Annotated in this window: 21 protein-coding genes and 1 riboswitch; of the genes, 11 read left to right on the top strand and 10 right to left on the bottom strand. The window is 45.6% G+C overall.

What is annotated here, in order from left to right; genetic code table 11:
- Nucleotides 1-122: 122 nt before the first annotated feature.
- Nucleotides 123-1589, bottom strand: a complete 1467-nt coding sequence (locus tag ACHUFZ_RS03175) for a DEAD/DEAH box helicase (protein WP_394125829.1) — start codon at nt 1587-1589, stop codon at nt 123-125.
- A gap of 131 nt (nt 1590-1720) precedes the next feature.
- On the bottom strand, nt 1721-2278 hold the full coding sequence (rrtA, locus tag ACHUFZ_RS03170; RefSeq protein WP_394125828.1) for a rhombosortase: 558 nt from the start codon (nt 2276-2278) through the stop codon (nt 1721-1723).
- A gap of 3 nt (nt 2279-2281) precedes the next feature.
- Here rrtA and ACHUFZ_RS03165 point away from each other — a divergent pair, with 3 nt between their 5' ends.
- Nucleotides 2282-2890: a tRNA-uridine aminocarboxypropyltransferase gene (locus ACHUFZ_RS03165; RefSeq protein ID WP_394125827.1), complete on the top strand. Its 609-nt coding sequence runs from the start codon at nt 2282-2284 to the stop codon at nt 2888-2890.
- 90 nt (nt 2891-2980) lie between these two features.
- A riboswitch (purine riboswitch) is annotated at nt 2981-3080 on the top strand.
- Nucleotides 3081-3142: 62 nt separating this feature from the next.
- On the top strand, nt 3143-4180 hold the full coding sequence (locus ACHUFZ_RS03160; RefSeq protein ID WP_394125826.1) for an adenosine deaminase: 1038 nt from the start codon (nt 3143-3145) through the stop codon (nt 4178-4180).
- Between the two features lie 54 nt (nt 4181-4234).
- On the opposite strand, the gene ACHUFZ_RS03155 is transcribed toward ACHUFZ_RS03160, so the two are convergent.
- The 3 genes from ACHUFZ_RS03155 to ACHUFZ_RS03145 all read right to left on the bottom strand — a co-directional run bounded on the left by ACHUFZ_RS03155 (nt 4235) and on the right by ACHUFZ_RS03145 (nt 8266).
- Nucleotides 4235-5551, bottom strand: coding sequence for an anti-phage deoxyguanosine triphosphatase (locus ACHUFZ_RS03155; protein WP_394125825.1), 1317 nt, complete (start codon nt 5549-5551; stop codon nt 4235-4237).
- 106 nt (nt 5552-5657) lie between these two features.
- Nucleotides 5658-7205: a DHA2 family efflux MFS transporter permease subunit gene (locus tag ACHUFZ_RS03150; protein WP_394125824.1), complete on the bottom strand. Its 1548-nt coding sequence runs from the start codon at nt 7203-7205 to the stop codon at nt 5658-5660.
- Between the two features lie 2 nt (nt 7206-7207).
- Nucleotides 7208-8266 carry an HlyD family secretion protein gene (locus tag ACHUFZ_RS03145; RefSeq protein WP_394125823.1) on the bottom strand — a complete coding sequence of 353 codons (1059 nt, stop codon included), beginning with the start codon at nt 8264-8266 and terminating at the stop codon, nt 7208-7210.
- Nucleotides 8267-8388: 122 nt separating this feature from the next.
- Between ACHUFZ_RS03145 and ACHUFZ_RS03140 the strand changes: the two genes are divergently transcribed.
- Nucleotides 8389-9300, top strand: a complete 912-nt coding sequence (locus ACHUFZ_RS03140) for a LysR family transcriptional regulator (RefSeq protein ID WP_134833867.1) — start codon at nt 8389-8391, stop codon at nt 9298-9300.
- Here ACHUFZ_RS03140 and yfbR read toward each other — a convergent pair.
- Both yfbR and ACHUFZ_RS03130 read right to left on the bottom strand, forming a co-directional pair.
- Entirely contained in the window at nt 9293-9907 is a 615-nt protein-coding gene (gene yfbR, locus ACHUFZ_RS03135; RefSeq protein WP_134833866.1) for a 5'-deoxynucleotidase, read from the bottom strand. The two genes, ACHUFZ_RS03140 and yfbR, sit on opposite strands and share 8 nt — an antisense overlap.
- A gap of 72 nt (nt 9908-9979) precedes the next feature.
- Nucleotides 9980-11194: a pyridoxal phosphate-dependent aminotransferase gene (locus tag ACHUFZ_RS03130; RefSeq protein ID WP_134833865.1), complete on the bottom strand. Its 1215-nt coding sequence runs from the start codon at nt 11192-11194 to the stop codon at nt 9980-9982.
- Between the two features lie 219 nt (nt 11195-11413).
- Here ACHUFZ_RS03130 and ACHUFZ_RS03125 point away from each other — a divergent pair, with 219 nt between their 5' ends.
- The 6 genes from ACHUFZ_RS03125 to menE all read left to right on the top strand — a co-directional run bounded on the left by ACHUFZ_RS03125 (nt 11414) and on the right by menE (nt 18654).
- Nucleotides 11414-12721 carry an isochorismate synthase gene (locus tag ACHUFZ_RS03125; RefSeq protein WP_394125848.1) on the top strand — a complete coding sequence of 436 codons (1308 nt, stop codon included), beginning with the start codon at nt 11414-11416 and terminating at the stop codon, nt 12719-12721.
- Nucleotides 12721-14451 (top strand): 2-succinyl-5-enolpyruvyl-6-hydroxy-3-cyclohexene-1-carboxylic-acid synthase, encoded by a 1731-nt coding sequence (menD, locus tag ACHUFZ_RS03120; protein WP_394125822.1) that lies wholly within the window; start codon nt 12721-12723, stop codon nt 14449-14451. Before ACHUFZ_RS03125 ends, menD begins: the two co-directional genes overlap by 1 nt.
- Nucleotides 14441-15217, top strand: a complete 777-nt coding sequence (gene menH / locus ACHUFZ_RS03115) for a 2-succinyl-6-hydroxy-2,4-cyclohexadiene-1-carboxylate synthase (protein WP_394125821.1) — start codon at nt 14441-14443, stop codon at nt 15215-15217. The genes menD and menH overlap by 11 nt, the downstream gene beginning before the upstream one ends.
- Before the next feature lie 41 nt (nt 15218-15258).
- Nucleotides 15259-16125 (top strand): 1,4-dihydroxy-2-naphthoyl-CoA synthase, encoded by an 867-nt coding sequence (gene menB, locus ACHUFZ_RS03110; protein WP_394125820.1) that lies wholly within the window; start codon nt 15259-15261, stop codon nt 16123-16125.
- Nucleotides 16126-16300: 175 nt separating this feature from the next.
- Entirely contained in the window at nt 16301-17287 is a 987-nt protein-coding gene (menC, locus tag ACHUFZ_RS03105) for an o-succinylbenzoate synthase (RefSeq protein ID WP_394125819.1), read from the top strand.
- Complete coding sequence (menE, locus tag ACHUFZ_RS03100; protein WP_394125818.1) at nt 17287-18654, top strand: o-succinylbenzoate--CoA ligase; 1368 nt, start codon at nt 17287-17289, stop codon at nt 18652-18654. Before menC ends, menE begins: the two co-directional genes overlap by 1 nt.
- Nucleotides 18655-18737: 83 nt before the next feature.
- Here the strand turns inward: menE and nagE are convergent, their stop codons facing one another.
- Nucleotides 18738-20192, bottom strand: a complete 1455-nt coding sequence (gene nagE / locus ACHUFZ_RS03095; protein WP_394125817.1) for an N-acetylglucosamine-specific PTS transporter subunit IIBC — start codon at nt 20190-20192, stop codon at nt 18738-18740.
- 175 nt (nt 20193-20367) lie between these two features.
- On the opposite strand from nagE, the gene ACHUFZ_RS03090 reads away from it, so the two are divergent.
- Both ACHUFZ_RS03090 and ACHUFZ_RS03085 read left to right on the top strand, forming a co-directional pair.
- Entirely contained in the window at nt 20368-21246 is an 879-nt protein-coding gene (locus ACHUFZ_RS03090) for a LysR substrate-binding domain-containing protein (RefSeq protein ID WP_394125816.1), read from the top strand.
- A 91-nt stretch (nt 21247-21337) separates the two neighbouring features.
- Nucleotides 21338-21514: a hypothetical protein gene (locus ACHUFZ_RS03085; RefSeq protein ID WP_167489183.1), complete on the top strand. Its 177-nt coding sequence runs from the start codon at nt 21338-21340 to the stop codon at nt 21512-21514.
- Here ACHUFZ_RS03085 and ACHUFZ_RS03080 read toward each other — a convergent pair.
- Nucleotides 21511-22434: a YeiH family protein gene (locus tag ACHUFZ_RS03080; RefSeq protein WP_394125815.1), complete on the bottom strand. Its 924-nt coding sequence runs from the start codon at nt 22432-22434 to the stop codon at nt 21511-21513. The two genes, ACHUFZ_RS03085 and ACHUFZ_RS03080, sit on opposite strands and share 4 nt — an antisense overlap.
- Nucleotides 22435-22562: 128 nt before the next feature.
- The gene (locus ACHUFZ_RS03075) at nt 22563-24434 is read right to left on the bottom strand and encodes an MFS transporter (RefSeq protein ID WP_394125814.1); all 1872 of its coding nucleotides are present in this window, start codon (nt 24432-24434) and stop codon (nt 22563-22565) included.
- Between the last annotated feature and the right edge of the window lie 23 nt (nt 24435-24457).

The following is a 24457-nucleotide window of genomic DNA, read 5'->3' as shown; positions in this document are numbered from 1 at the left end:
TCCACGTTCAGTCCTCTTTGTTCCGACCAAATATCCGTTTAGGTATAAGCGTTAGCGCTTATCCGAATGGCATTACCTGAGTGAGGAGCGCTTTTTCGTTCAAAGCTTTTTTAGTTCAAGAGTTATTGAGCTTTAGCTTGACCGCTTGGTTTGCGATTGGCTGGTTTACGACGTTGTTGGCCATTACCGCTATTGCCACCATTGTTGCTGTTTGGCTTTCCACCGGCAGGCTTGCGTTTCGCTTGGCCGCCGTTACCACCGTTACCACGGTTTTCACCATTTGGCTTGTTGTGACCAAAGTGGCGTTTGTTTTTGCTTGCTGGTTTGTTACCACGAGCATTATCGCCAGAGCGCTGGCCATCAGCATGTTCAGCTTTTGGCTGCTTAGGTTTTTTAGGCTTCTTCGGTTTCTTTGGCTTAATTGGGCGAGTATCAAGCTTAGATTCTGGCAGCTCATTGACTGGTTTGAAGCCGTCTAGCTCGATGCGTGGCAGCACTTGTTGAATTAGGCGTTCAATACCAAATAGTTCACTCGCTTCATCCGCTTCAACTAATGAAATTGCTCGACCTACTTCACCTGCGCGACCAGTACGACCAATACGGTGAACATAATCTTCAGATACGTGTGGTAGCTCGTAGTTCACAACCTGAGGAAGCTGAGGGATATCGATACCACGCGCGGCAATATCTGTTGCAACTAAAACGCGAACATCGCCCGATTTAAAATCTGCTAGTGCGCGAGTACGAGCACCTTGACTCTTATTACCATGAATTGGTGCAGCGGTAATGCCTTCTTTATTTAAGAAGAAAGCCAAACGGTTTGCGCCATGTTTAGTACGACAGAACACAAGTGTCTGCTTCCAGTTACCATCTTTAATCAGCTTCACCAGCATTGGCGCTTTTTTGCGTTTGTCTGCAGGGTAGATGCTTTGCTCGATGGTGACCGCGGTAGAGTTCTCTTTGTTGACCGATACTTCGACAGGATCGTTTACCAGGCCTTTTGCCAGCTCACGGATCTCTGCAGAGAATGTTGCTGAGAATAGTAAGTTCTGACGTTTCGCTGGCAGCACGTTTAAGATCTTACGGATATCGCGGATGAAGCCCATATCTAGCATGCGATCGGCTTCATCTAGAACTAACACTTCAAGCTGATCAAATTTCACAGCGTTCTGCTGGTAAAGGTCTAACAGGCGGCCCGGAGTCGCGACAAGTACGTCACAGCCTTTACGCAGCTTAAGCATCTGTGGGTTAACTTTTACACCACCAAATACCACTTGAGACGTAAGACGCTGATGACGGCTGTACTTAAATACGTTTTCTTGTACCTGAGCAGCGAGTTCACGAGTCGGCGTTAAGATAAGCGCACGAATGTGGTTGCCTTTTACACGTTGACCATTATCAAGACGTTCTAGGATCGGCAGAGTAAAGCCTGCTGTTTTACCTGTACCTGTCTGCGCTGCCGCCATGACATCTTTCCCTGAAAGTACCGCAGGAATCGCTTGTTCCTGAATCGGAGAAGGGGTGTCATAACCTTGTTCTTCAATTGCTTTGAGGATTGGTGCAGAAAGGCCTAAGGAGGTAAAACCCATAAATTGATCTCTGTAGTGTGTAAGCGGAGAATCACGTAGAGTTGTTCTACATGAAAAAGGGCGCCATTCTGCGCCCTTTATCGATGAACATCAACCTAATTATTGTCTAGCGGTTGGTATATTACTGATATCTATGCCGCTGATTTATTTCGGCTAGGGAAGAAGCGAATGGTCAGTGCGAGCACAAAACCTGAAAGCATGCCAAACAGGTGCGCCTCGACGGCCACTCTCGCATTGATTAGATCGACAGTAGATTGCGATGCCCCCATGGTGAGTTCCCAAGTGACTTTGGCAATAACGCCAACCACTAGCAACCAACTGCTTTTGCGTCCATTAAGGCTCTCTTGCAAGGCGAAATAAGCAAATAACCCATGCAGTAAACCGGACAATCCAACATAGCCATTCATATCACTGAGGAAGTTGAGTACACCTATCGCTAAGCTAATAGTAATGAGTAGTAATGCGAGTGACTTCTCTGTGGGTCTAAAGATAAAGCTGATAACCCATAGCCCAGCAAGGTTCATCGCCAAATGAGCAAAGTTGGTATGAGTGAAGTTTCCTGATAGGATTCGCCACCACTGCCCATCAAGAATGAGATCGCGTTGCCAATTTGTCAGTGAGGCAAGCGGTTCGAATTGCAGAGCTAGGCAGAGTAGACTGACTGTCATTAATAGAAGAAATAAGCGCACACTATGTCCCGATACTGTTCTCAATGTGGAAAATCACTCAAAGCGTGTATTTGCCAATGGATCCAAAGCCTAACATCGAATGTTGAGCTGGTCATCCTACAACATCACAGCGAAACAGACAGACCAATGGGCACTGCGCGTATCTTAAAGCTTTCTCTGGCAAACAGTTATTGCTTTGTTGGTGAGGATTTCTCTAACAATGATCAGCTTAACCAACTACTCAATGATGGCCAATACCAACATTTTGTCCTTTACCCAGGGGAAGGCTCAATCACTCATAATGAGGTAGCCGAGCAAGTTGCCAACCAGCAAAAGGTGCGTGTGATCTTGCTCGATGGTACTTGGAAAAAAGCCTACAAGATGTGGCAACTCTCGACCAATCTCCATAAGCTGCCTCTAGTACGTTTACCTGATGACCTACAGGGCAACTATCGAATTAGAAAAGCGCCCAGTGACAACAGCCTTTCAACGGTTGAAGCGGGTTATCATATTCTTTCTCTCCTTGAACCAGAAACAGACTTTATGCCGCTGATTGATGCCTTTAATCAGATGATTGAGTTTCAAATCAAACAGATGCCGCCCGGCGTATTTGAGAAAAATTACCTTTCTTAAGCGGATTTTCTTCTACACTTATTTCTAAGCGCGATATTGTCATTAGACCTTTTGGTTGAATATAATGATGCGCAATCGTTTAGCTTAACCCGTATGAGTTAAACGATACTTCGTATAATCCCACTGATAAGGTGTGGGAGTCTCTACCTGAAACCGATAATTTCAGATTACGAAGAGTAAAGTGCACAGCGCTTTTCTCTTTGTATGCTTGAAACTTTTCTAGAGAAAAGCGCTTGTTGGAACCCAGTCAAAATGAATGGAGACACAAGCGTGAATAATCAAACTGCTTTTATTGAACAACTACCGAAAGTTGAACTTCACCTACATATTGAAGGTTCCTTAGAGCCTGAGATGATGTTTGAGCTGGCAAAGCGCAACAACATCGAATTACCTTTTGCTACGCCAGAAGAAGTTAAAGCCGCCTATCAATTTACTAATCTACAGTCGTTCCTTGATATCTATTACCAAGGGGCTAATGTGCTGATTCATGAGCAGGACTTTTACGATCTGACATGGGCTTACTTACTTCGCTGTCAGCAAGACAATGTTATTCATACAGAGATTTTCTTTGATCCACAGAGCCATACCAGTCGCGGGATCGCGTTTGATACTGTGGTTAACGGCATACATCGAGCATTGACAGATGGTGAAGAGCGACTTGGTATTAGCAGTCAGGTCATCATGTGCTTTTTGCGTCACCTTGATGAAGAGAGTGCTTTCGATACTCTGTTCGAAGCCTTGGCTCATAAGGATAAGATCGTCGGTGTGGGTTTAGATTCTTCGGAGCTAGGCCATCCTCCAGAGAAATTCGCTCGCGTTTATGGCAAGGCATTAGAAGAGGGGTTTCTTACGGTTGCCCATGCTGGAGAAGAAGGGCCTGTGAGTAATATCTATGACAGTTTGGAGTTGCTGAAAGTGAGCCGAATTGACCATGGTGTGCGTTGCTCGGACGATGAAAACCTACTGCATGCATTAGCGAACAACAAGATGCCACTGACGGTCTGCCCATTGTCGAATACCAAATTAAAAGTGTTCGAGAAAATGGAACAGCATAATATCGTTGACCTGCTCCGCCGCGGTCTCTGCGTAACGATAAACTCTGACGATCCTGCCTATTTTGGTGGTTACATGAATGCCAACTTCCACGCCGTTGCCCAGAGTCATGAGGTGACCAATCAAGAACTGGTAAGCTTTACCCGCAATGCGATTGCTGCCAGTTTCATTAATGATGAACAAAAAGGTCGACTACTAGGTAAGCTCAATCAATTTGTTAGCGAGTTTAATCATTAATTGAAAGGAATGATGGCTAGAGTGGCAAGCTTGTCACTCTAGCCATAGTTTGGATTAATGAGAAGAGAACAGCTGTTGGTGCAGCCTTTGAGCATGGCCATCCGTCATTGAAGAGATATAGTCTGCAATCACACGATAACCGTTACTCTCATCATTTCTATTTGACCACTTTTGCTTGATATCGATGGGTAATAATCGCTCTGGGTCAGCATTGAGCGCCTCAAAAATATCCATAATGATCTGTTGGCCTTTATACTCCATCACTTGAACATGAGGGACTTGGATTACGTACTGGCTGACAAAGCGTTTTAGGATCTCCAAAGCATTGGCCATTGAAGGTTCAAGTACGGCGTTAAAAGCCAGTAACTGTGACTCAAATGGCGCATCGACTGGCTTAATTGAAATGCTAGTCAGCAGGGCGTTAACCATACCGCCAATCGCGTCTTTACGTTGGTGATGAGTACCAGACAGCAGCATGTCTGAAATAGACGCGATATGCTTTTCAAACCATGGATCACCACACTCAGCCAATAGGCTCGCGGCACCCTCTACCCACTGGTTACGATTGACCATGCCAAGAACCAAGGCATCTTCTAGATCGTGAACGCCATAAGCGATGTCATCGGCGAGTTCCATAATCGAACAGTCGATAGACTTGTAACGGGTCTTCTTATGCTCTGTCTCTAGGTATTGCTCGTCGCGCATCTGGCTAAAAATCGCTTTATCGTTTTGACTGAGTGGCGCTAACACCCAATCAAACAGGTCGGCATCGCAATCATAAAGTCCTTTAGCGGGTGACCAATCACGAGCTCTGAGTTTGCGTTGGTGGGAAACACATTCAGGCATGACGTCAGCACGGGTTTGGCTGATAAGCGCGGGGTACTTGATAAGTCCTAACAAAGTACGACGGGCTAAGTTCATACCAAACAACTCAGTATATGGCTCAAGTTTAGTGACGATACGAAACGTCTGCGCATTACCTTCAAAACCACCATGCTCACGCATCATATAATTGAGGGCGACTTCGCCCCCGTGGCCGTAGGGTGGGTGGCCTATATCATGGGCTAAACATAATGAATCAATAAGGCTGTCACTAGGTAACAGGTCACGAAACTCAGGTTGCTTCTTCTTAATCTGGGCAACAATACCGGTACCCAATTGCGCCGCCTCAAGTGAGTGCGTCAGACGGGTGCGGTGAAAATCATCGAAACTATTGCCGTGGACCTGAGTTTTAGCCTGCAGGCGCCTAAACGCGGCAGAATGAAGAATACGAGCGCGATCGCGCTGGTAGGGACTGCGGTGGTCGTCACGACGAATTTTATGCTCATCATCGTGTCTTTCGAACCATAAGGAGCTGATTTTAAACGTCATAGGTGTACTCCCTTGTCTTTTTTCTTACCGTACACCCGTTACATGATAAATACAAAGAAATACACGTGAGAACGACGAAATATCGCCGTTTCACGTGCATTTGCGGCTAATCTTTCATACTTAAAACCAATATTGCTGCAACGCCAAGAAAGAGCGTCATCATCAGGAATACATCGTTATAAGCCATGATTGCGGCGTCGCGTTGCATGGTGCCCAACAAACTAGCCTGAGCTTGCTGCATCGCCGTTGCAGCGTCACTACCGGATTGAATAAAGAAGGCTTGCTGCTGGTGCAGAGCATTCCAACCGTCAATACTCACTGAGGTCAACGACTCTTTAATATGGCCTAAATGCTCACGTGTTTTGTTATCCAACAGGGTTGCGATAATGGCAATGCTGAACGCGCCGCCTAAATTACGCATGACGTTGGTTAAAGTCGAAGCGTCGGGTGTATCGGGTTTGCTGATGTTTTTCATTGCCACTAAAGAGAGTGGCACCATAATAAATGGACTCCCAATTGCGCGTAGCAGCATCGACAGAATCAACTGCTGTCCGCCAAAGTCGACGGTCATGTGGGTATTCACGTAGCAACTCAGGCCAAACATCGCAAAGCCAAAGGTCACGAGATACTTAGGTTTGATGATTTGCGTCAGTTTAGGTACTAGAGGGAAGATGAGCAGCTGAGGAAAGCCCATCCACATCAGTACTTCGCCAATTTCCATCGCGTTGTATTGCTGAATTTGCGTCAAATAGAGCGGCAATACGTAGATGGATCCCAGCAACGCCATACCTAAAATTAAGTAGGCGATACAGGACATCGCAAATTGGCCATTTCGCAGTAAACGCAGGTTAACTAGTGGTTTCTTATGCTGGAGTTCATTGATGATGAAATAGACCAAACTGACCGCTGAGATAATGCTTAGCGTAATAATGAAGCTTGAGCTAAACCACTCTTCACGATTTCCTTCTTCCAGTACCACTTCCAGACAGCCAAGGCCGAGTGCCATGGTAGCAATGCCAAACCAGTCGGCTTTTTTCAGTGTTGCCAGTTCTAACGGCTCATCATCTAAACCGTAGCGAATCATTGCAATCAGCAACAGTGCTGGCGGAATGTTGATGTAGAAGATGTAGTGCCAAGATAAGTTTTCTGTCAGCCAGCCACCAAAGGTCGGTCCGATAGAAGGAGCAAAAGTGGCTGTGACACCAAACAAAGCCATACCCACCGCACGCTTGTTTAATGGCAGAAGCTGCACTACGAGCGAGAACGCTAGCGGAATTAACGCACCGCCACTAAAGCCCTGCATGGCTCGAAACACAATCATCGAGGTCATGTTCCAAGAGAACGAACAGAGCAAAGAGGAGATGGTAAAGATAGCCGTTGTCCAAGTGAGATAACGTCGTTTACCGAGTGCTTTAGATAGCCAACCACTGAGTGGAATCGCGATCATCTCAGCCACCAGATAAGAAGTCGAAATCCACGAGCTTTCATCGAGAGTTGCAGATAGAGCACCTTGAATGTCTTTCAGCGAAGAGTTGGTGATCTGAATGTCTAAGATGGCCATAAAGGCGCCAAGAAGACCGCCAAAAAGCGCAATCCAGTGACGAACGGGGACTTGTTGTTCTTGATCTGCGTGATCAACGACTGCTTGGCTCATGACTAGCCTCGCGTATCAATGGTAGTGACAACTGATAAACCTGGTAGCAGGCGACCTTGAAGATCTTTTTGATCTGGGATGACGATTTTAACCGGAACACGCTGAACGATTTTAGTGAAGTTACCCGTCGCATTTTCAGGTGGTAATAGGGCGAACTTAGCCCCAGTCGCCGGTGAGAAGCTATCTACTACACCTTCCAATGTTTGACCTGGGAAGGCATCTAATTCGACTTCTACTTTTTGCCCTTGGTGAATACCACTTAGTTGAGTTTCTTTGAAATTGGCCTCAATCCACACTGCATTGTTTGGTACTAGGCTCATTAACGGTGTTCCAGCTTGAACTAGCAAGCCTTCACGTACGCTACGTTTGCCAATTACACCATCGGCAGGTGCGTAGATTTTGGTGTAGTTAAGATTAAGTTGCGCTTGCTCTAATTGGGCATTTGCTTCTGTCACTGACGCTTTTGCTTGTTCAACTTCGCTGGCGATAACCACTAGCTGATCGTTTGCTGCCACTAGGTTGGCTTTCGCTTGCTCCAATTGTGCCAGTGTGACTTTTTGTTGCGCCAGCATGCTGTCGACTTCATCTTGAGACGCATAATTACGTTTCAACAAACTACGAGAGCGAGCGACTTGCTGAACCGCGCGATCGTACTCAGCTTGCGCGGAATCAACTTGGCTTTTAGCTTGGTTAATTTGGCTACGTTGCAAGGTTTGCTGAGCATATAGATTATTAACGCTAGATTGGGCTACCTCTAAATGAGCATTCGCTTGGTCGAGTGTCGCTTGATAATCTCGGTCGTCGATTTGTGCTAGAAGATCGCCTTGTTTAACCACTTGGTTATCCGTTACATAGGATTTAACGATGTAGCCGGAGACTTTTGGGCTGATTGTGGTGATATCACCTTGAAGGTAGGCGTTATCAGTCGATTCGAAGTATTGACCATAGCCAAACCAATAGCCGCCACCTAATAGCCCGAGAGACAGCATAATGACTGTCGCAATAAGAGGGGCTTTGTTGCGCGTTTTTTTCTTGGTTGGCATGTCGTGTGTTTCTGTCATTGACGCATTCTCGAATTCATTGAATGTAACGAATTGTAAATCATCTGTATTGGTTGATAAGATAGGAAAAACTGAAAACACTGTTGCAGAAATCGAGCTAATAACCAGGGTGAGGAAAGTGAATGGACCTAAATGCAGTAACGATATTCGTTCAAGTTGTTGATTGTGGTAGCTTTACTCACGCTGCTGAGTCTTTACGAATGACAAAGTCTACGGTAAGCCGAAAGCTAGGTGAGTTGGAGCAGCATTTAGGTGTGAGATTGATCACTCGTTCGACACGCAGCTTAGTGTTAACCCCGGAAGGTGAAAAGTTTTATCAATCCAGTCAGCAGATGTTGGAAGTGATGAATCAAGCAGAGCTAGAAGTCTCGGCCAATCAAGACTTAGTTAGAGGTCCTTTGAATATCGTGTTACCTGTCGAACTAGGGCATCAGGTATTGGGCTCCTATATTAATCAATTTTTGAAACTCTACCCGAATGTCACTATGAACTTAGAACTCTCGAACAGAGAGGTCGATATTATCGGTGAGGGGATTGATCTATATGCTCAGATCGGAGAATTGGAAGATTCTAATCTTGTCTCGCGCTATTTAACGGCCTCAAAGCGAGCCTTGGTCGCAAGTCCTGACTATCTTGAAGAGTACGGGATGATTGAGCACCACTTAGACTTAATCGCTCCTCATCAAATGGTTGAAGTCTCCAATAAAGCGGCACGCTTGCCGAAGTGGCACTTACAACTTGATGATGAAAGCTCTTATCAAATTGACCTGCCATACCGACTGCGAGTCAATACCATCACTGCGTGCCTTAAAGCCTCTCTTGATGGCCTAGGGATTGCTGTGCTACCTGAATTTATCTGTCGTGAACACTTTGCCACTGGCCGTTTAGTCCGTTTATTACCTGAGTACAAAATGCCGGAAGTGGAGGTGAGTCTTGTCTATGCTGACCGCAAGCTGATGCCAAAACGTAAGAAAGAGTTGATCGACTTCCTACTCCACAGTTTTAAAAGTGATCAGACAACTGATATTAGCTGATTTCATCCAGAGAAAGCTCAAAGCTTGGCGCAAAGACATTGAGAAAGTAGTCCATCTCACGGCTACTGCGCTCTTTAAGGGTGATATCTAGGCGCTTTTTAGCCAGCGCATATTCGTGGTTGCCCGCGCTCAATTCCTCTAAACATTTTAAGTAGGCACAAATCGTGTCGGCTTGCTTGACTATATCTGCGTCTTCTTCATGTGCAGCGGTAGAAACAAGGAAAGGGGCGAAGTCCTCTTGGAACTCTTCAGGTAGCATTGAAAGCAGTTTCTGCTCTGCGGCCGCTTCAATCTTCTTATACTCTTTGGCAATCTCAGGGTTGTAGTATTTGACTGGAGTAGGTAAATCGCCAGTTAACACTTCACTGGTGTCATGGTACATGCCCAAAATCGCGATGCGCTCTGGATTGAGATTAGCGCCAAACTTCTTGTTTTTTATCAGAGCGAGAGCATGGGCAACAAAAGCGACTTGTAAGCTATGTTCAGAAATGTTTTCAGTCGACACAGAGCGCATCAGTGGCCAGCGCTGAATCAATTTCATCCGTGCCAAGTGAGCGAAAAAGTGACTTTCCTTATAATTGTGTTCTGAATCGTTGTCTTGCGGCATTTCTTTACTCCATGAAATGAAAAGGGCACTCAATGAGTACCCTTTAAGCATATGAAAGAACGAATCTAATTACTACTGGCTGTAGGTTGATAAGAAGCGCTCGAAACGACCAATAGCAATTTCTAAGTCTTCAACGTGTGGCAAAGTGACAATGCGGAAGTGATCCGGCTTTGGCCAGTTGAAGCCTGTGCCTTGCACCAGCAGTACTTTTTCCTGAACGAGGAAGTCGAGTACCATTTTCTGGTCATCTTTAATGTTGTACATCTTCGTGTCGATCTTCGGGAACAGATACATCGCCCCTTTTGGTTTGACACAAGAAACACCAGGGATCTGGTTGATCAACTCCCATGCGCGGTCACGCTGCTCAAGAAGACGCCCACCTGGAAGCAGTAATTCGTTAATACTCTGGTAACCACCTAGTGCGGTTTGAATTGCGTGTTGCATTGGCACGTTGGCACACAAACGCATCGAGGAGAGCATGTCTAAGCCGTTGATGTAACCTTGCGCTTGGTGTTTAGGGCCAGTAAGGAACATCCAACCACCACGGAAACCACATACACGGTAAGCTTTAGACAAACCGTTAAAAGTCACAACCAATACATCTTCAGTCAGAGTCGCTACCGAGGTGTGCGTTGCACCGTCGTATAGCACTTTGTCATAAATCTCATCAGCAAAAATGATCAGTTTGTGTTGGCGTGCAATCTCAATCACTTCTAATAAGAAGTCACGGCTGTAGACGGCACCAGTCGGGTTGTTTGGGTTGATAAGAACGATGCCGCGTGTTTTTGGCGTGATCTTACTCTTTATGTCGTCTAGGTCTGGGTACCAGTCCGCTTCTTCGTCACACATGTAGTGAACGGCTTTACCACCTGATAGAGCAACCGAAGCTGTCCACAGTGGGTAGTCAGGGGCTGGTACCAGCATTTCATCGCCGTTATTTAGCAATGCTTGCATCGCCATCACGATCAATTCTGAAGCGCCGTTACCAATGTAAACATCTTCAACGTCTAATGAACGAATGCCTTTGCGCTGATAATGTTGCACAACGGCTTTACGTGCGGAATAAATACCTTTTGAGTCGCAATAGCCCTGTGAAGTCGGCAAGTTACGAATCACATCAACCAAAATTTCATCTGGGGCGTCAAAGCCAAATGGGGCAGGGTTACCGATGTTAAGCTTCAGTATTTTATGTCCCTCTTCCTCCATGCGCTTAGCATGTTTGAGTACAGGACCCCTAATGTCATAGCAGACATTGTCGAGTTTTGACGACATCCCGATATTTTGCATTGATTAAAACCTAAAAATAATTAAATAACTTTATTAAAGTAACCTAAAAAACGGTTCTTTAGAATAAAAATCTGGTTTGATGGCCACAATAACACCTTTGTAGCACGCCCGTTATCACAGGATTTCGCAAAACATTGTTTGCAACCTTGATTTGAGTGAGGTCTATAAATAGAGTAGCGGGGTAGAATGAATAATAATTTCGATGCATACGAGGCTGATTTGTCATACTTTCATCAAGCCGTTACTGAACTGATCGAACGCGTAAAGGATGCGAAAGACGGTACAACCCGTCTAGTTCAAGTTCTTGAGGAAAAACCTGACTTTCCATTTATTGACTGGTTAGACGCCCAGCCATTATTTCCAAAGTTTTATTGGCAATCTCGCGATACCCGCGAAGAGGTGGTTGCGCTAGGTCAGTTACATACTTTCGTGGATCCTGCACCTGCTTACGCGATTTTAGCCGATGATCAGCGAATTTGGGGCGGTCGCTCCTTTGATGGTCACACCGGAAAAAATCGCCGTTGTATGTCTTCTTTCTTTTTTCTGCCGCAAGTGGAGCTAATCCGTTTTGATGACAAATGGTCGTTAGCGGTTAACCTTAACGCAGAAAAACACCGTACCCTCGCTGGCTTATATAAGCTGCAACTAGATGTAGCACCGCTACCACCGATTTCATCTCATATTGAAAGCATTCAGCATGTGCCTGAAAAAGAGCAGTGGTCTGAATTGGTTGATAAAGTGCTAATGGGGATTGAAAACGATGATTTCAAGAAGGTGGTATTGGCACGAAAGACTACGGTCTCACTGGATCAACCGCTTTGTGCTTCTCGCTTGTTGAAATCGAGCTACTTAAGTAATCACCATAGCTTTCACTTTTTGCTTTCACTAGACAAACAGCACAGCTTTATCGGCTCCACGCCAGAGCGCCTTTATTTACGTCAAGGCCAAGAGCTTTACACCGAGGCGTTGGCGGGAACGATTGGCCGAGGCAGCAACGCCAGCCAAGATATGGAACTGGCTAACTGGTTAGCGAGTGACAGTAAAAACCTCAATGAGAACCAATATGTGGTTGACGATATCATTGAGCGTTTATCGCCTTATTCTGATGATGTAGTGGTAGAACAAGAAGCAAGGTTAGTTCGACTGCGTAAAGTCCAGCACCTTAAGCGCAGTATCCATGCTCATTTGCACAAAGGCATTAATGGCGTTCAATTGCTTGGTGCTCTTCAGCCAACCGCAGCGGTAGCGGGCTTACCTAGACAAGAGTCGATGGATTTTATTCAACAAAATGAACCTTTTGCTCGTGGTTGGTACGCAGGCTCAATGGGCTTTATCAGTCATCAACGGGCCGAATTCTGCGTCGCAATCCGTAGTGCGTTAGTGTTAGATGGTGAAGTACAGCTATTCGCTGGTGCCGGTATTGTTCCCGGTTCTGTTGCCGAGTATGAATGGCAAGAGCTCGATAAGAAGATGTCGACGCTACTTTCTCTTATCTCAGATAACCCACCTCTTGGAGTTGCTTCTTAATGAGCGACCTAACGCAGACTATCAATCAAGCGGTACTGAATCGAATTTGGTGCCAAGTATTACTTGAAGAACTGACTCGTCACGGTGTTACGGAGCTTTGTGTTGCGCCCGGTTCGCGTTCAACACCACTGACTCTTGAAGCCGATGAAAATCCCAAACTGAATCTACACACTCACTTTGATGAGCGTGGACTTGGTTTTCTCGCTCTAGGTTTAGCAAAAGCCAGCGGCAAGCCAGTAGCGATCGTCGTGACTTCTGGGACCGCGGTGGCAAACTTGCTTCCTGCGATTGCTGAAGCAAAGTTGACTGGCGAAAAACTGGTTGTACTTACGGCAGATAGACCCATTGAACTGGTGGGTTGTGGTGCCAATCAAGCCATCAACCAGTCGGGTATTTTCTCATCTCATGTAACTTCAGCGCTTGAACTACCAAGCCCGTCATTGAATACACCTTTGAAGTGGCTACTGACGTCGATTGACCAAGTAATGTTTGAGCAGCAAGAGCAGGGCAGTGCGATACATATCAATTGCCCATTCCCGGAGCCACTATATAGCAACGAAAGTAAGTCGATTTATCAAGGTTATATTGATGAAGTGGGTACTTGGCTGGCGAATGAAGATACCTATACTTGCCAGCGTTCATGCTCGGCTGTGCCTCATATCAATGTCGCTGAGTTTGCCTTGAAAAAAGGTGTCATCATTGTTGGCAGTGTCAGCTTGTGCGAAGCGAAGAAAGCGAAACAGTTAGCCGATAAACTTGGCTGGCCGATTTTTATTGATCCGCAAGCTGGGGTAACGTCCGACTGGGCGCACTATGATATCTGGCTACAAAACAGTGCTAATGCAGCATTGCTTAATCAATGTGAATTGATCCTTCAAGTGGGCTCGCGAGTTGTATCGAAACGCCTCAATCAATGGCTAGTCGAGCAAGTTGAACAGCGCGGTGCATTCTATCACTTTCTTGACCCGAAAAGAGAGCGCAACAATCAAGCTCATTTGATGCAAACGCACCATGTTTCGGCAATTGAACCATGGTTAACCCAAGCTGTAAGCGCGATACAACCATTAACTTGTACGGCCGCTGGTTGGGCAAAAGAACTATCGCATATTTCTCAACAAGTTGCGTCACTTGCTCAGCTTCACCTTGCAGCACCAGCTTGTTTGAGTGAGATTGGTTTGGCGTTAAACCTCAATCAGCTCCCTTTAAATACCGATATCTTCTTAGGGAACAGCCTATTTGTTCGTCTGGTGGATATGTTCAGCGGCGTGGCGGATTACTCCGTATACAGTAACCGCGGAGCTTCGGGTATCGATGGACTGATTGCGACGGCAACCGGTGTGATTCGAGCAAATCAATCACCGACCGTAGTATTTATTGGTGATACGTCACTGCTTTACGATATCAATTCACTCGCGCTTCTGTCGCACCAATCGATACCTGTCGTTGTGGTGGTGATCAGTAATGATGGTGGCGCAATATTTGACTTACTGCCAGTGCCACAGCAGCAGAAACAATCACTCTATCAGATGCCTCATGGCTTTGATTTCGAGCATGCTGCCAAGCAATTCAAACTGGCATATAGTAAGCCTGAAACCTTATACGCTTACACGGAAACAGTGAACAATCACTTACTTGGTGGGCAGGGTACATTATTGGTTGAGGTTCAAACTCCTCCGGAACAAGCTTCTTCTCAACTGAAAGAGTTTATTCAACAAGTCTATGCTCTTTAGTCATCCCACTCTCAACGATAGCCAATCAAAACCCATTGTTGTGTATCTCCATGGTTTGCTGGGTTGTGGTAAAGATTGGCATCAGGTTCGCCAGCAACTTAGTGATTTTCCCTCGATTACCATCGACCTTCCGGGGCATGGGATGAGCGCATTACACTCTTGTTTCAATTTTGAAGATTGTTGCGATCAAATATCTGACACTCTTCTCACCCATGTGAGTCCAGAGCAGCCTATAGTATTAGTTGGCTATTCCTTGGGGGGAAGGATAGCGATGTCCGGTGTGGCGAATCATTACTTCTCATCTCTTAATATTCAACGCCTTATTGTTGAAGGCGGGAACTTTGGCTTGCAAACAGAGCAAGACAAAAAAGCTCGCTGGGATAACGATCATCGCTGGGCTGAACGTTTTAGAAATGAGCCAATTGAGCAGGTGTTGGCCGATTGGTATTTGCAGCGCGTCTTTAGTTCACTAAACCATGAGCAAAGACAAAACCTGATATTAAAACGCAGTGCTAATCTAGGCACTTCTGTAGCGAGTATGCTCGAAGCTACTTCGCTAGCTAGACAAGATTATTTGCTTGAGCGATTAAAATGCTCGGGCGTAACAACACATTATATTTGTGGCGAGAAAGACAATAAGTTTAGTCAGTTGGCCGAACAAAGCGGTTTGTCTTTTAGCCAAGTTGCACAAGCTGGACACAATGTTCATATCGAACAACCTCAAGCTTTTGCAGAAATCATAAAAGCTCAACTCAATACACTTTGAGTCGTTAAGTTGAGTCATTAGGTAAACAAACAGGAATCACCATGGCAAAAACAGTCGGTATCTCAGAAGAAGAACTATACGCACCAGTTAACTGGAATGACTGCGCAGGTGAATATGAAGATATTCAATACCATAAATCAGAAGATGGCATCGCAAAAATTACCATTGCTCGCCCTCAAGTTCGCAACGCTTTCCGTCCGCAAACAGTAAAAGAGATGATTAATGCTCTCGCTGATGCTCGTTACGACGAAGGTGTTGGTGTGATTATTTTGACTGGCTTAGGTGAGAAAGCCTTCTGTTCTGGCGGCGACCAGAAAATTCGCGGCGACTACGGCGGTTACCAAGATGATTCAGGTACTCACCACCTAAATGTTCTAGACTTCCAACGCCAAATTCGTACTTGTCCTAAGCCTGTAATCGCAGCGGTTGCTGGTTGGGCTGTCGGCGGTGGTCATGTTCTGCATATGATGTGTGATCTAACAATCGCAGCTGAAAACGCGCAGTTTGGTCAAACTGGACCGAAAGTTGGCTCATTTGATGGCGGTTGGGGCGCGTCTTACATGGCTCGTATCGTGGGTCAGAAGAAAGCTCGTGAAATCTGGTTCCTATGTCGTTTCTACGATGCTCAAGAAGCATTGGATATGGGCCTAGTGAACACAGTTGTTCCAGTTGAAGAGCTAGAAAAAGAGACCGTACGTTGGTGTCGTGAGACGCTACAACACAGCCCAATGGCACTACGCTGCCTGAAAGCGGCACTGAACGCTGACTGTGATGGCCAAGCAGGCTTACAAGAGCTAGCGGGTAACGCAACCATGATGTTCTACATGACAGAGGAAGGACAAGAAGGGCGCAATGCATTTAATGAAAAGCGTCGTCCGGACTTTAACAAATTTCCACGCAACCCTTAATTTGTTGTCGATATCGTCGCTCTAGCCTCAATAGCCACGTCGAGGATGCTCATTTATGCTTATAAACTGCGCGTCCTCTCCTTGCTCTTAAGGCTATAGCTTAGATATCAACGTACAAATGGGTGAAATATCCAATACAAGCTACATTTAAATCAAAATATAAAGGGATATTGCTATGAGATCAGCCAAACTGTATCGCTATGAATTGCCGATGGACAGTGGCGTGATACTGCGTGAACAAAGGCTAAAACATCGTGAAGGTTTTGTTGTCGAGCTAAGCTTGGACGGCGATGTTGGTAGAGGCGAAATTGCGCCGCTACCTGGCTTTAGCGTAGAGACCATGGATGAGGTTTACTCGCAACTTGTTGAGCAGCTCGAATTGTGGCAACAAGGTTCAGAGTTAAAACTTGATGAGTTATTTCCGTCTGTCGCATTTGGACTTTCTATGGCTCAGATGGAGCTTAACAAAGAGCTTCCGGTAAACGGTAGCTATCAAGCTGCGCCTTTATGCTCAGGTGACCCAGATGAGTTACTGCCTAAGCTAAACGCTATGACAGGTGAGAAAGTCGCTAAGATCAAAGTCGGCTTATACGAACCTATCCGTGACGGAATGCTAGTCAGTCTATTTTTAGAATCGATTCCTGATTTGACGCTACGCTTGGATGCAAACCGAGCGTGGAGTGCTGAAAAGGCTGAGCAGTTTGCGAAAAAAATAGCGCCGTCACTACGTGGCCGAATCGCTTTTATTGAAGAGCCTTGCCAGGTTCCGGGTGATAGCTTTTCGTTTGCGATCAATACCGGTATTGCAATCGCTTGGGATGAAACACTGCAACATGCGATTCGTAAAGATGACTTTAAGCTTGAGGACCTAAACGGCGCTAAAGCTATCGTCATTAAACCGACCCTAATTGGTTCAGTTGAGCGCTGTATTGAGTTGATCGATAAAGCTAAGTTGCTCGGCATCAAGGCAGTGGTAAGCTCTAGCATTGAATCTAGTTTGGGTCTAACCCAGCTAGCAAGATTTGCGCATTGGCAGTTGCCAGATGAAGTGCCGGGATTAGATACGGTTGGGCTATTTGCTCAGCAGCTTGAAACTCCATGGCCTTCTTGCGAGTTGCCAGTTGTCAGCCTGGCAGAACAGCCATTGATATGGCAATCGTAATGCTGCGCGAACTTTCCCCTTTAAAACAATGGGCTCTAATGAGCCCATCTTTATGCGCACTCGAAACAAGTGATAGAAATTATACTTGGGCTGAGCTGAATGATTTAGTCGCCAAAGTAGCTAATCACCTAAATCAGCAGGGGCTTGAGGCTGGAGACGTACTCACCAGTGTTGGTAAGAACAGCATTGAGCAGCTAATTATCTTCTTAGCGTGTTTAGAGCTAGGTGTTACCTGCGCGCTGACCATGCCACAAACTCGTGCTGAGCTAGACAATAAACTCGATACTTTGTACTTATCGAAGTCGAAGCAAAGGGTGTGGGTTAATGTTGAGTCTCAAGAGCTAAGCTCGAGCAGTAATATTCGATATGGCGAGACGGTAGAGCCTCAAAAAGTTAGTGCTTACCAACCTGATAACCTCGCTTCGATTGTTTTCACATCTGGTTCGACAGGTACGCCGAAAGCGGTCGCTCACACTTCTTGTCAGCATCTCGCCTCTGCATCGGGGCTGCTGGAACCATTTTCCTATCAGCAAGGCGATACTTGGTTATTGAGTTTGCCTATGTACCATGTCTCAGGCTTAGCGATTGTTTATCGCTGGTTATACAGTGGCGCAACCATCAAGGTAGGCACAGGAGATTTGGCGACAGACATACTTGGGGTTAGTCATGCCTCTTTGGTCGCGACTCAGCTAAAGCGTTTGCTTGACGATAAAGTGTGCTTGTCACTGAGTCATGTCTTGCTCGGAGGCAGTCATGTGCCTTTAGCATTGAGTCAGCAAGCGGCCAAACAAGGTATCGAAACTTGGCTAGGTTATGGCATGACCGAAGCGGCCTCGACGGTAACGGCTAAACGTATCGATGAACACTACAGCGCAGGCAAGGTGCTACCTAACCGAGAGCTGAAACTTGAAGGGCAGCGGATCTATATTGGCGGAGAAACTCTTGCATCCGGTTATTACCATAAAGGAAAGCTAACTCCACTGGTCGAAAATGGTTGGTTTGATAGTAAAGACTTAGGTGAGTGGGTGTCTGGTGAGCTCAAAATCATTGGCCGTGCGGATAATCAGTTTATCTCCGGTGGTGAAAATGTTCATTGCGAAGAGATTGAAGCTGCCCTGATGCAGGTGCCTGATATTTCTCAAGCTATCGTTGTGCCGATTACCAATGCTGAGTTTGGCCATCGCCCTGTCGCGGTCTGCTCATTTACCAATGTGTTAGAAAAAAGCGAAATTGAGGCTTATCTAAAACAATGGTTAGTTAAGTTCAAATGGCCAATTGCTTATTACGCTATGCCGGAGACGCTTTTGCAAAGTGGCATTAAGGTGTCGAGAAAGTCGGTGAAAGAGTGGTTAGTAAGCCAGATATAAAAAGAAGTGCAGATTCGGTGACTAAGCGAAAACTGCACTTCAGGGGGGCGTGGTGAAGGTGAATCACCACAAACTCTTATTAATTAGTTAGCCAGTTGTAGCTTCATCTGCTCGGCAACCTTGTCAACCTTGCCTAAACCGATGATGACCTGAAGTCCATTTTTTCCGACCGGCACAACACCCGCAGCACCTAGCTGTTTCAACTTGTCACTGTCAGCCAATGACGAATCTTTTACTCCTAAGCGAAGGCGAGTAATACAGTTGTCTACTTCAGTGATGTTATCAGCGCCACCAATTGCCTTGATGTATTCTGTCGTCAGCTCAGGAATATCTTGAGATTCTTCTTTCGATAGGTCCTCACCGCGGCCTGGCGTTTTAAGGTTAAACTTAACGATGGCGAAGCGGAAAATAACGTAGTAAAGCGCAAAGAATACAAGACCTTGTAGTATTAGCATGTACCAGTTGGTCGCTAGAGGGTTTTGGCTCGATAGCACGAAGTCAACCAGACCTGCCGAGAAACCAAAGCCTGCCATCCATTCCATTGACGCAGCAATGTATAACGAGATACCAGTAAGAACAGCGTGAATTAGGAACAGTACTGGAGCAAGGAACATAAAGCTGAATTCTAATGGTTCAGTAATACCGGTGAAGAATGAAGCCATACCCGCAGCAAGCATGATTGCAAAGACTTGGTTCTTATTCTTAGCGTCCGCGCAGTGGTACATAGCGAGCGCAGCAGCAGGTAGACCAAACATCATTATTGGGAAGAAACCAGCTTGGTACATCCCTGTTTTTCCAGGAATACCTGTACCATTGGCAATCGACTGAGCGCCGCCTAAGAAGTTAGGAATATCATTAATGCCTACAACGTCGAACCAGAATACTGGGTAGAGTGCGTGGTGCATACCTACCGATAGGAATAGACGGTTAAAGAAGCCAAATAGACCAGCACCAACTGAGCCCATGCTCTCAAGCTTGATACCAAATAGGATTAGTGCATCGTACACAGCCGGCCAGATGTAAAGCAGAGCAAATGACAGCACCATACCAGCAAGAGAGGTTAGGATTGGAACTAAGCGCTTGCCGCTAAAGAATGCCAGTGCCTGAGGCAGCTCGACACTCGAGTAACGGTTATAGATCTCAGCAGAAATAATACCGATGATAATACCGATAAATTGGTTACTGATCTTAGCAAAGGCATCAGGTACTTCGCTTGCATCAACCCCCGTTAACTGAGCAACAGAGCCTGGCGCGAGAAGTGTGGTTACCACTAAGAACATCACGAAGCCCGATAGTGCCGCTGAGCCGTTTTTGTCTCGGCTTAGGCCAAATGCCACACCGACCGCGAATAGCACCGCCATGTTATCGATGATTGCGCCGCCAGACTTAATTAAAAATGCTGCGAGAATGTTTTCTGAACCCCAACCAACAGGATCAAGCCAATAGCCGATACCCATCAGGATTGCGGCTGCTGGCAGTGTGGCAACGGGTACCATCAACGCCTTACCCACTTTCTGCATATATCCAAGTATGTTCATATTTGCCCCTAAGATATTAAATTAATATTTTTAATATGAGAGCCGTTTGGCGTGAGTCAGACGTAACGTGCTCTCTATTGATAGCTTTCTGTGGTTGATTTTATGAGTTAATTCACGGTGCGAACAAACGAAATAGCTCATACTATGAATTAAAAAGTTTAATGCATAAGTGCGTATGGCAAACCAACAACAGTTACTGAGAAATCTGCATACCTTCAATGTGGCGGCGAAAATGATGAGCTTCACGTTGGCAGCAAAAAAGCTTCACTTAACCCAAGGTGCAGTAAGTCATCGCATCAAAGTATTAGAAGGTGAACTTGGCTTTAACCTGTTTGTAAGAGGGACACGCAAGCTAGAGTTGACTCCTGAAGGGGAAAGGTTCAACAAAACAATCTCAAAGTCGTTAGGCCTCATCTATAGCGATATTGAACAGATTAATAACACCGAACTGTATGGACAGCTCAACATTGCGATGAGTCCAGCGTTTGCCAATGGTTGGCTACTGCCGCGTATTGCGGATTTTAAGCAAAGGTACCCGAGGTTTAATCTCAATATTTTTGCTCAAGAAGAACAAAACTATAACCAAAGTCAGTTAGATTTGGCGATTTACTACGGTACAAATCAACTGCCTGATATGTACCGAAAACGCTTGTTCGGTGAGAAGTACTTACCGGTTTGCACGCCTAAATATGCCAAAGATCTCGGTATATTTGACGATGGCCTAGAGTCACTTCACCGAGTGAATTTCATTCATGCTCTTGAATCAGATGTCTGGCAAAGATGGATTAAACATATTGGGGTTAAGGTCAACCTATTCGAACAGTTTTACTGTGTTAGCCACCGTGATATGGGGACTCAATGTGCCCTTAATCATGTTGGTGTGTCGATGGGGCGTTATCATTTCGTCAAACCATATATCGATAGTGGTGAGTTAATTACTCCTTACCCGAGTATGGAAACGGATATGAGTTATGACTTAGTGTGCCCTTTAGGGACCGAGAAGAGACCCAAAGTACAAACCTTTATTCATTGGCTAGAAGGGCAACTTAGTTAATTTGGCAATTTCATAGTACAAATATGAATTTATCAATCTTATAACTTTAACTCATAATAGCATTTAGCTTGATATGGAAATTGGTATAAGAATGATGAAATCAGCCTTAGTTATCGCAGTAATTTTGCAGATAATCGTCGCCGTGCAAAGCGACGGTTTAGTTAGAGCATTGGCTGAGCTTTCTGCGTTTTTGCTCGTGTCCGTGTTGGTTCTCAGTGCCAAACCACAAAAGCGCAAAAAGCTAATCCCAAAAGCGGATGAGTTTTAAGCGAGAGTGAGCCACGCTAAAGAAGTGGTTGAAATCAAAGCCCACAACGTAACACCGAAAACTAACGGCTTAGGGCCGGAAGACTTCAGTTTCTCTACCGAAATACCGCAGCCTATCAAGAACAGACATATCACCAGCGCACGCTTGGCAATATTAAATATACCCTGATAAATGACTTCGAATTGTGGCACTAAATCGCTGAACGCGATCGCCGCGCAATAAAATAAAATGAAGTAAGGAATGGTGATTTTTTTTGAATCACTACGGAATAGAAATGCACTAAACAGAGCAATCGGAATAATCCATAGGGCTCTCGCTAATTTTAGTGTTGTTGCGGTGGTTAATGCTTCTTCACCATAAGCAGAAGCTGCGCCAACAACCGAAGAGGTATCATGTATTGCAATGGCAGCCCAGGTACCGAAAGTGTGCTGGTCTAGATTTAGTGCGTGGCCGATAACAGGGAATATAAACAGCGCAATCGAGTTTAGAACGAAGACTGTCGCCAGTGCTAGCCCGATTTGCTCGTCGTCGGCTTTAATGGCAGGCGCTACAGCCGCAATCGCACTTCCGCCACAGATCGCGGTTCCTGATGAAATTAAATATCCGGTCTCTTTGTTTAGTCCCATCCATTTAGCAACCCACCATCCAATCAATAGTGTGCCCAAAATAGTTGCGATAATAAGGCCGATGCCATCGGAAGTAACCGCAAGCGCTTGATCAAAGTGAATCCCAAAACCGAGTCCAACGATGGAATAGGCGAGAAGCTTTTTGGTGAATTTGGCTAGGTTTAAATCGGCCGGCACTAGACCTAATGAGGCAAGTAAGAAGCCAATAACAAGAGCGGTTGGCGAAGAAATATAAGGCGTAAGACAAACGATTAAAGCTAAGCCAAAAGGAAGGTATCTAGTTATATTTTTCATTATAAAGACAGTAGTAGGCAATTACATGACAGTGTAGCGTAATGACCACGATAAATAGAGTTGAATGTATTGAACATGCGTTAAGAAAAACTAAACGCATGTTCAACCTAGTAACTTCAGCGGCAAGATTAACGCCAGTCTCCGCGCAGTGAGGATACCTTTTGATGCATGCTTTCCGTTGAAGCAAGGCTAGGGTCAACAGGTGTGCCCACTTCGATCTCGATTTTAGACCAGAAACGTGATGGTAAACCTTTACAGGCTGCGCCTTTATAGCGACTAAAATAGCTGCCCCAAAGGCCTTTCAAGGCAACTGGGATTACTGGAACTGGGCTGCGTTTTAGGATCAAATCCATTCCGCGTAAGAAGTCGTTCATCTCACCGTCAGAGGTCAGTCGACCTTCTGGGAAAATACATACGATGTGACCTTCGGCTAACGCTTGCTCGACTTCATTGAAAGCACGGATGATTGAACGTCGATTGGTAGCAGAGATTGGGATAACCCCTGCACGGTTCAAAAAGCGTCTTAAAGGCGGCAAGTTAGCGTAATCTTCTTCCATAACGAAACGTATTAACCTTGGGCATACTGCGCTTAGCAATAGCGCATCCATATAGCTGACGTGATTGCAAACCAACAATGCGCCACTTTTCTGCGGTAGGTTATGTAGGTTCTTATGAGTGACGCGATACATGGTATGAGTCAGCATCCACACTAAGAATCGCACCACAAAAATAGGCACCTGCAGGCAGAGATAAATCGCGACCAACAGATTCATCACAGACAGTAATAAGAAAAGCTGAGGAATACTCAGTTCTAGGATGCTTAGACAGACAATACCTAAAACAGCGCTACCGACCATAAACAGGGAGTTGTAAATATTCAATCCCGCAATCACTTGTGCGCGTTCTGTTTCTTTTGCACGTTGCTGCATCAAGGCATAGAGAGGAACGATAAAAATCCCCCCCGAAACGCCAAGCATGAGCAGATAGGCAAATACCGGCCAAAGTGCTTGGTGTGCAACAAAATCATTAAAGCCAACAAAGTCAGGAAGAGTCGTAGGAATAGATGTCGCCATCAGTGCGCCAAACACAGTGATGCCAAGACTACCGAGTGGAACAATACCGACTTCAATTCGATGGTTTGACAGTTTGTCACAGGCGAGTGAACCAATCGCGATACCAACAGAAAATAGAGCAAGTAAAAACGACACCGCACTCTCGCTACCGTTTAGATGTAGCTTAGTAAAGTTTGGAAACTGGGTTAAGTACGCAGCGCCAAGGAACCAAAACCAGCTGATGGCCATAAGCGCCTGAAAAATAGTTCGGTCGGATTTAGCGATAGCGATCGTTTTCTTGGTTTGCTTGATGGGTTGCCAACGGAATTTGAGGTCAGGAGCACTGGCCGGCGCTTCAGGGATTGAGCGACTAGAAATGTAGCCAAGCACTGCAAATACCACGACGCAAATCGCCGCAACATACTTAGCATTGTCTGCAGAAGCAATCACACCGGCACCTAAAGTACCGAGTAGTATGGCGAGAAAGGTTCCCGTCTCAACAAGTGCGTTACCGGGTACGAGTTCATTAGATTTAAGCTGCTGAGGCAGTAAAGCGTATTTCACTGGGCCAAAAAAGGCGGACTGTGTCCCCATGAGGAATAGTAAAGCCAGCAGAATGATGTAGCTCTCGGTAATAAATCCAATAGCGCCTAAACACATGATGCCTATTTCTGCGAGTTTAACTTTACGGATAAACCACGCTTTTTCGTATTTATCAGCAAGAACACCAGCAGAAGCAGAAAAAAGAAAAAAGGGCAGAATGAATAAGCCAGCTGCTAGATTGATGAATAGATTACTTGATACCGGGAGTGCGCCTGCGCCAGCAAAGGCGACAAATAGTAGGAGAACGTTCTTAAAAATGTTGTCGTTGAACGCACCAAAAAATTGAGTGACGAAGTAGGGCAAAAAGCGTCTTTGCCCAAGAAGCGAAGCCTGACTATTAGGCATTTGTGATCCTTATTCCCTTAGGA

Origin of the sequence: Vibrio hepatarius (assembly GCF_043642085.1) — a bacterium.
Taxonomy (GTDB): domain Bacteria; phylum Pseudomonadota; class Gammaproteobacteria; order Enterobacterales; family Vibrionaceae; genus Vibrio; species Vibrio hepatarius_C.
The sequence above is the reverse complement of the archived record's forward strand: the minus strand, read 5'-3'. Positions and strand labels throughout refer to the sequence as shown.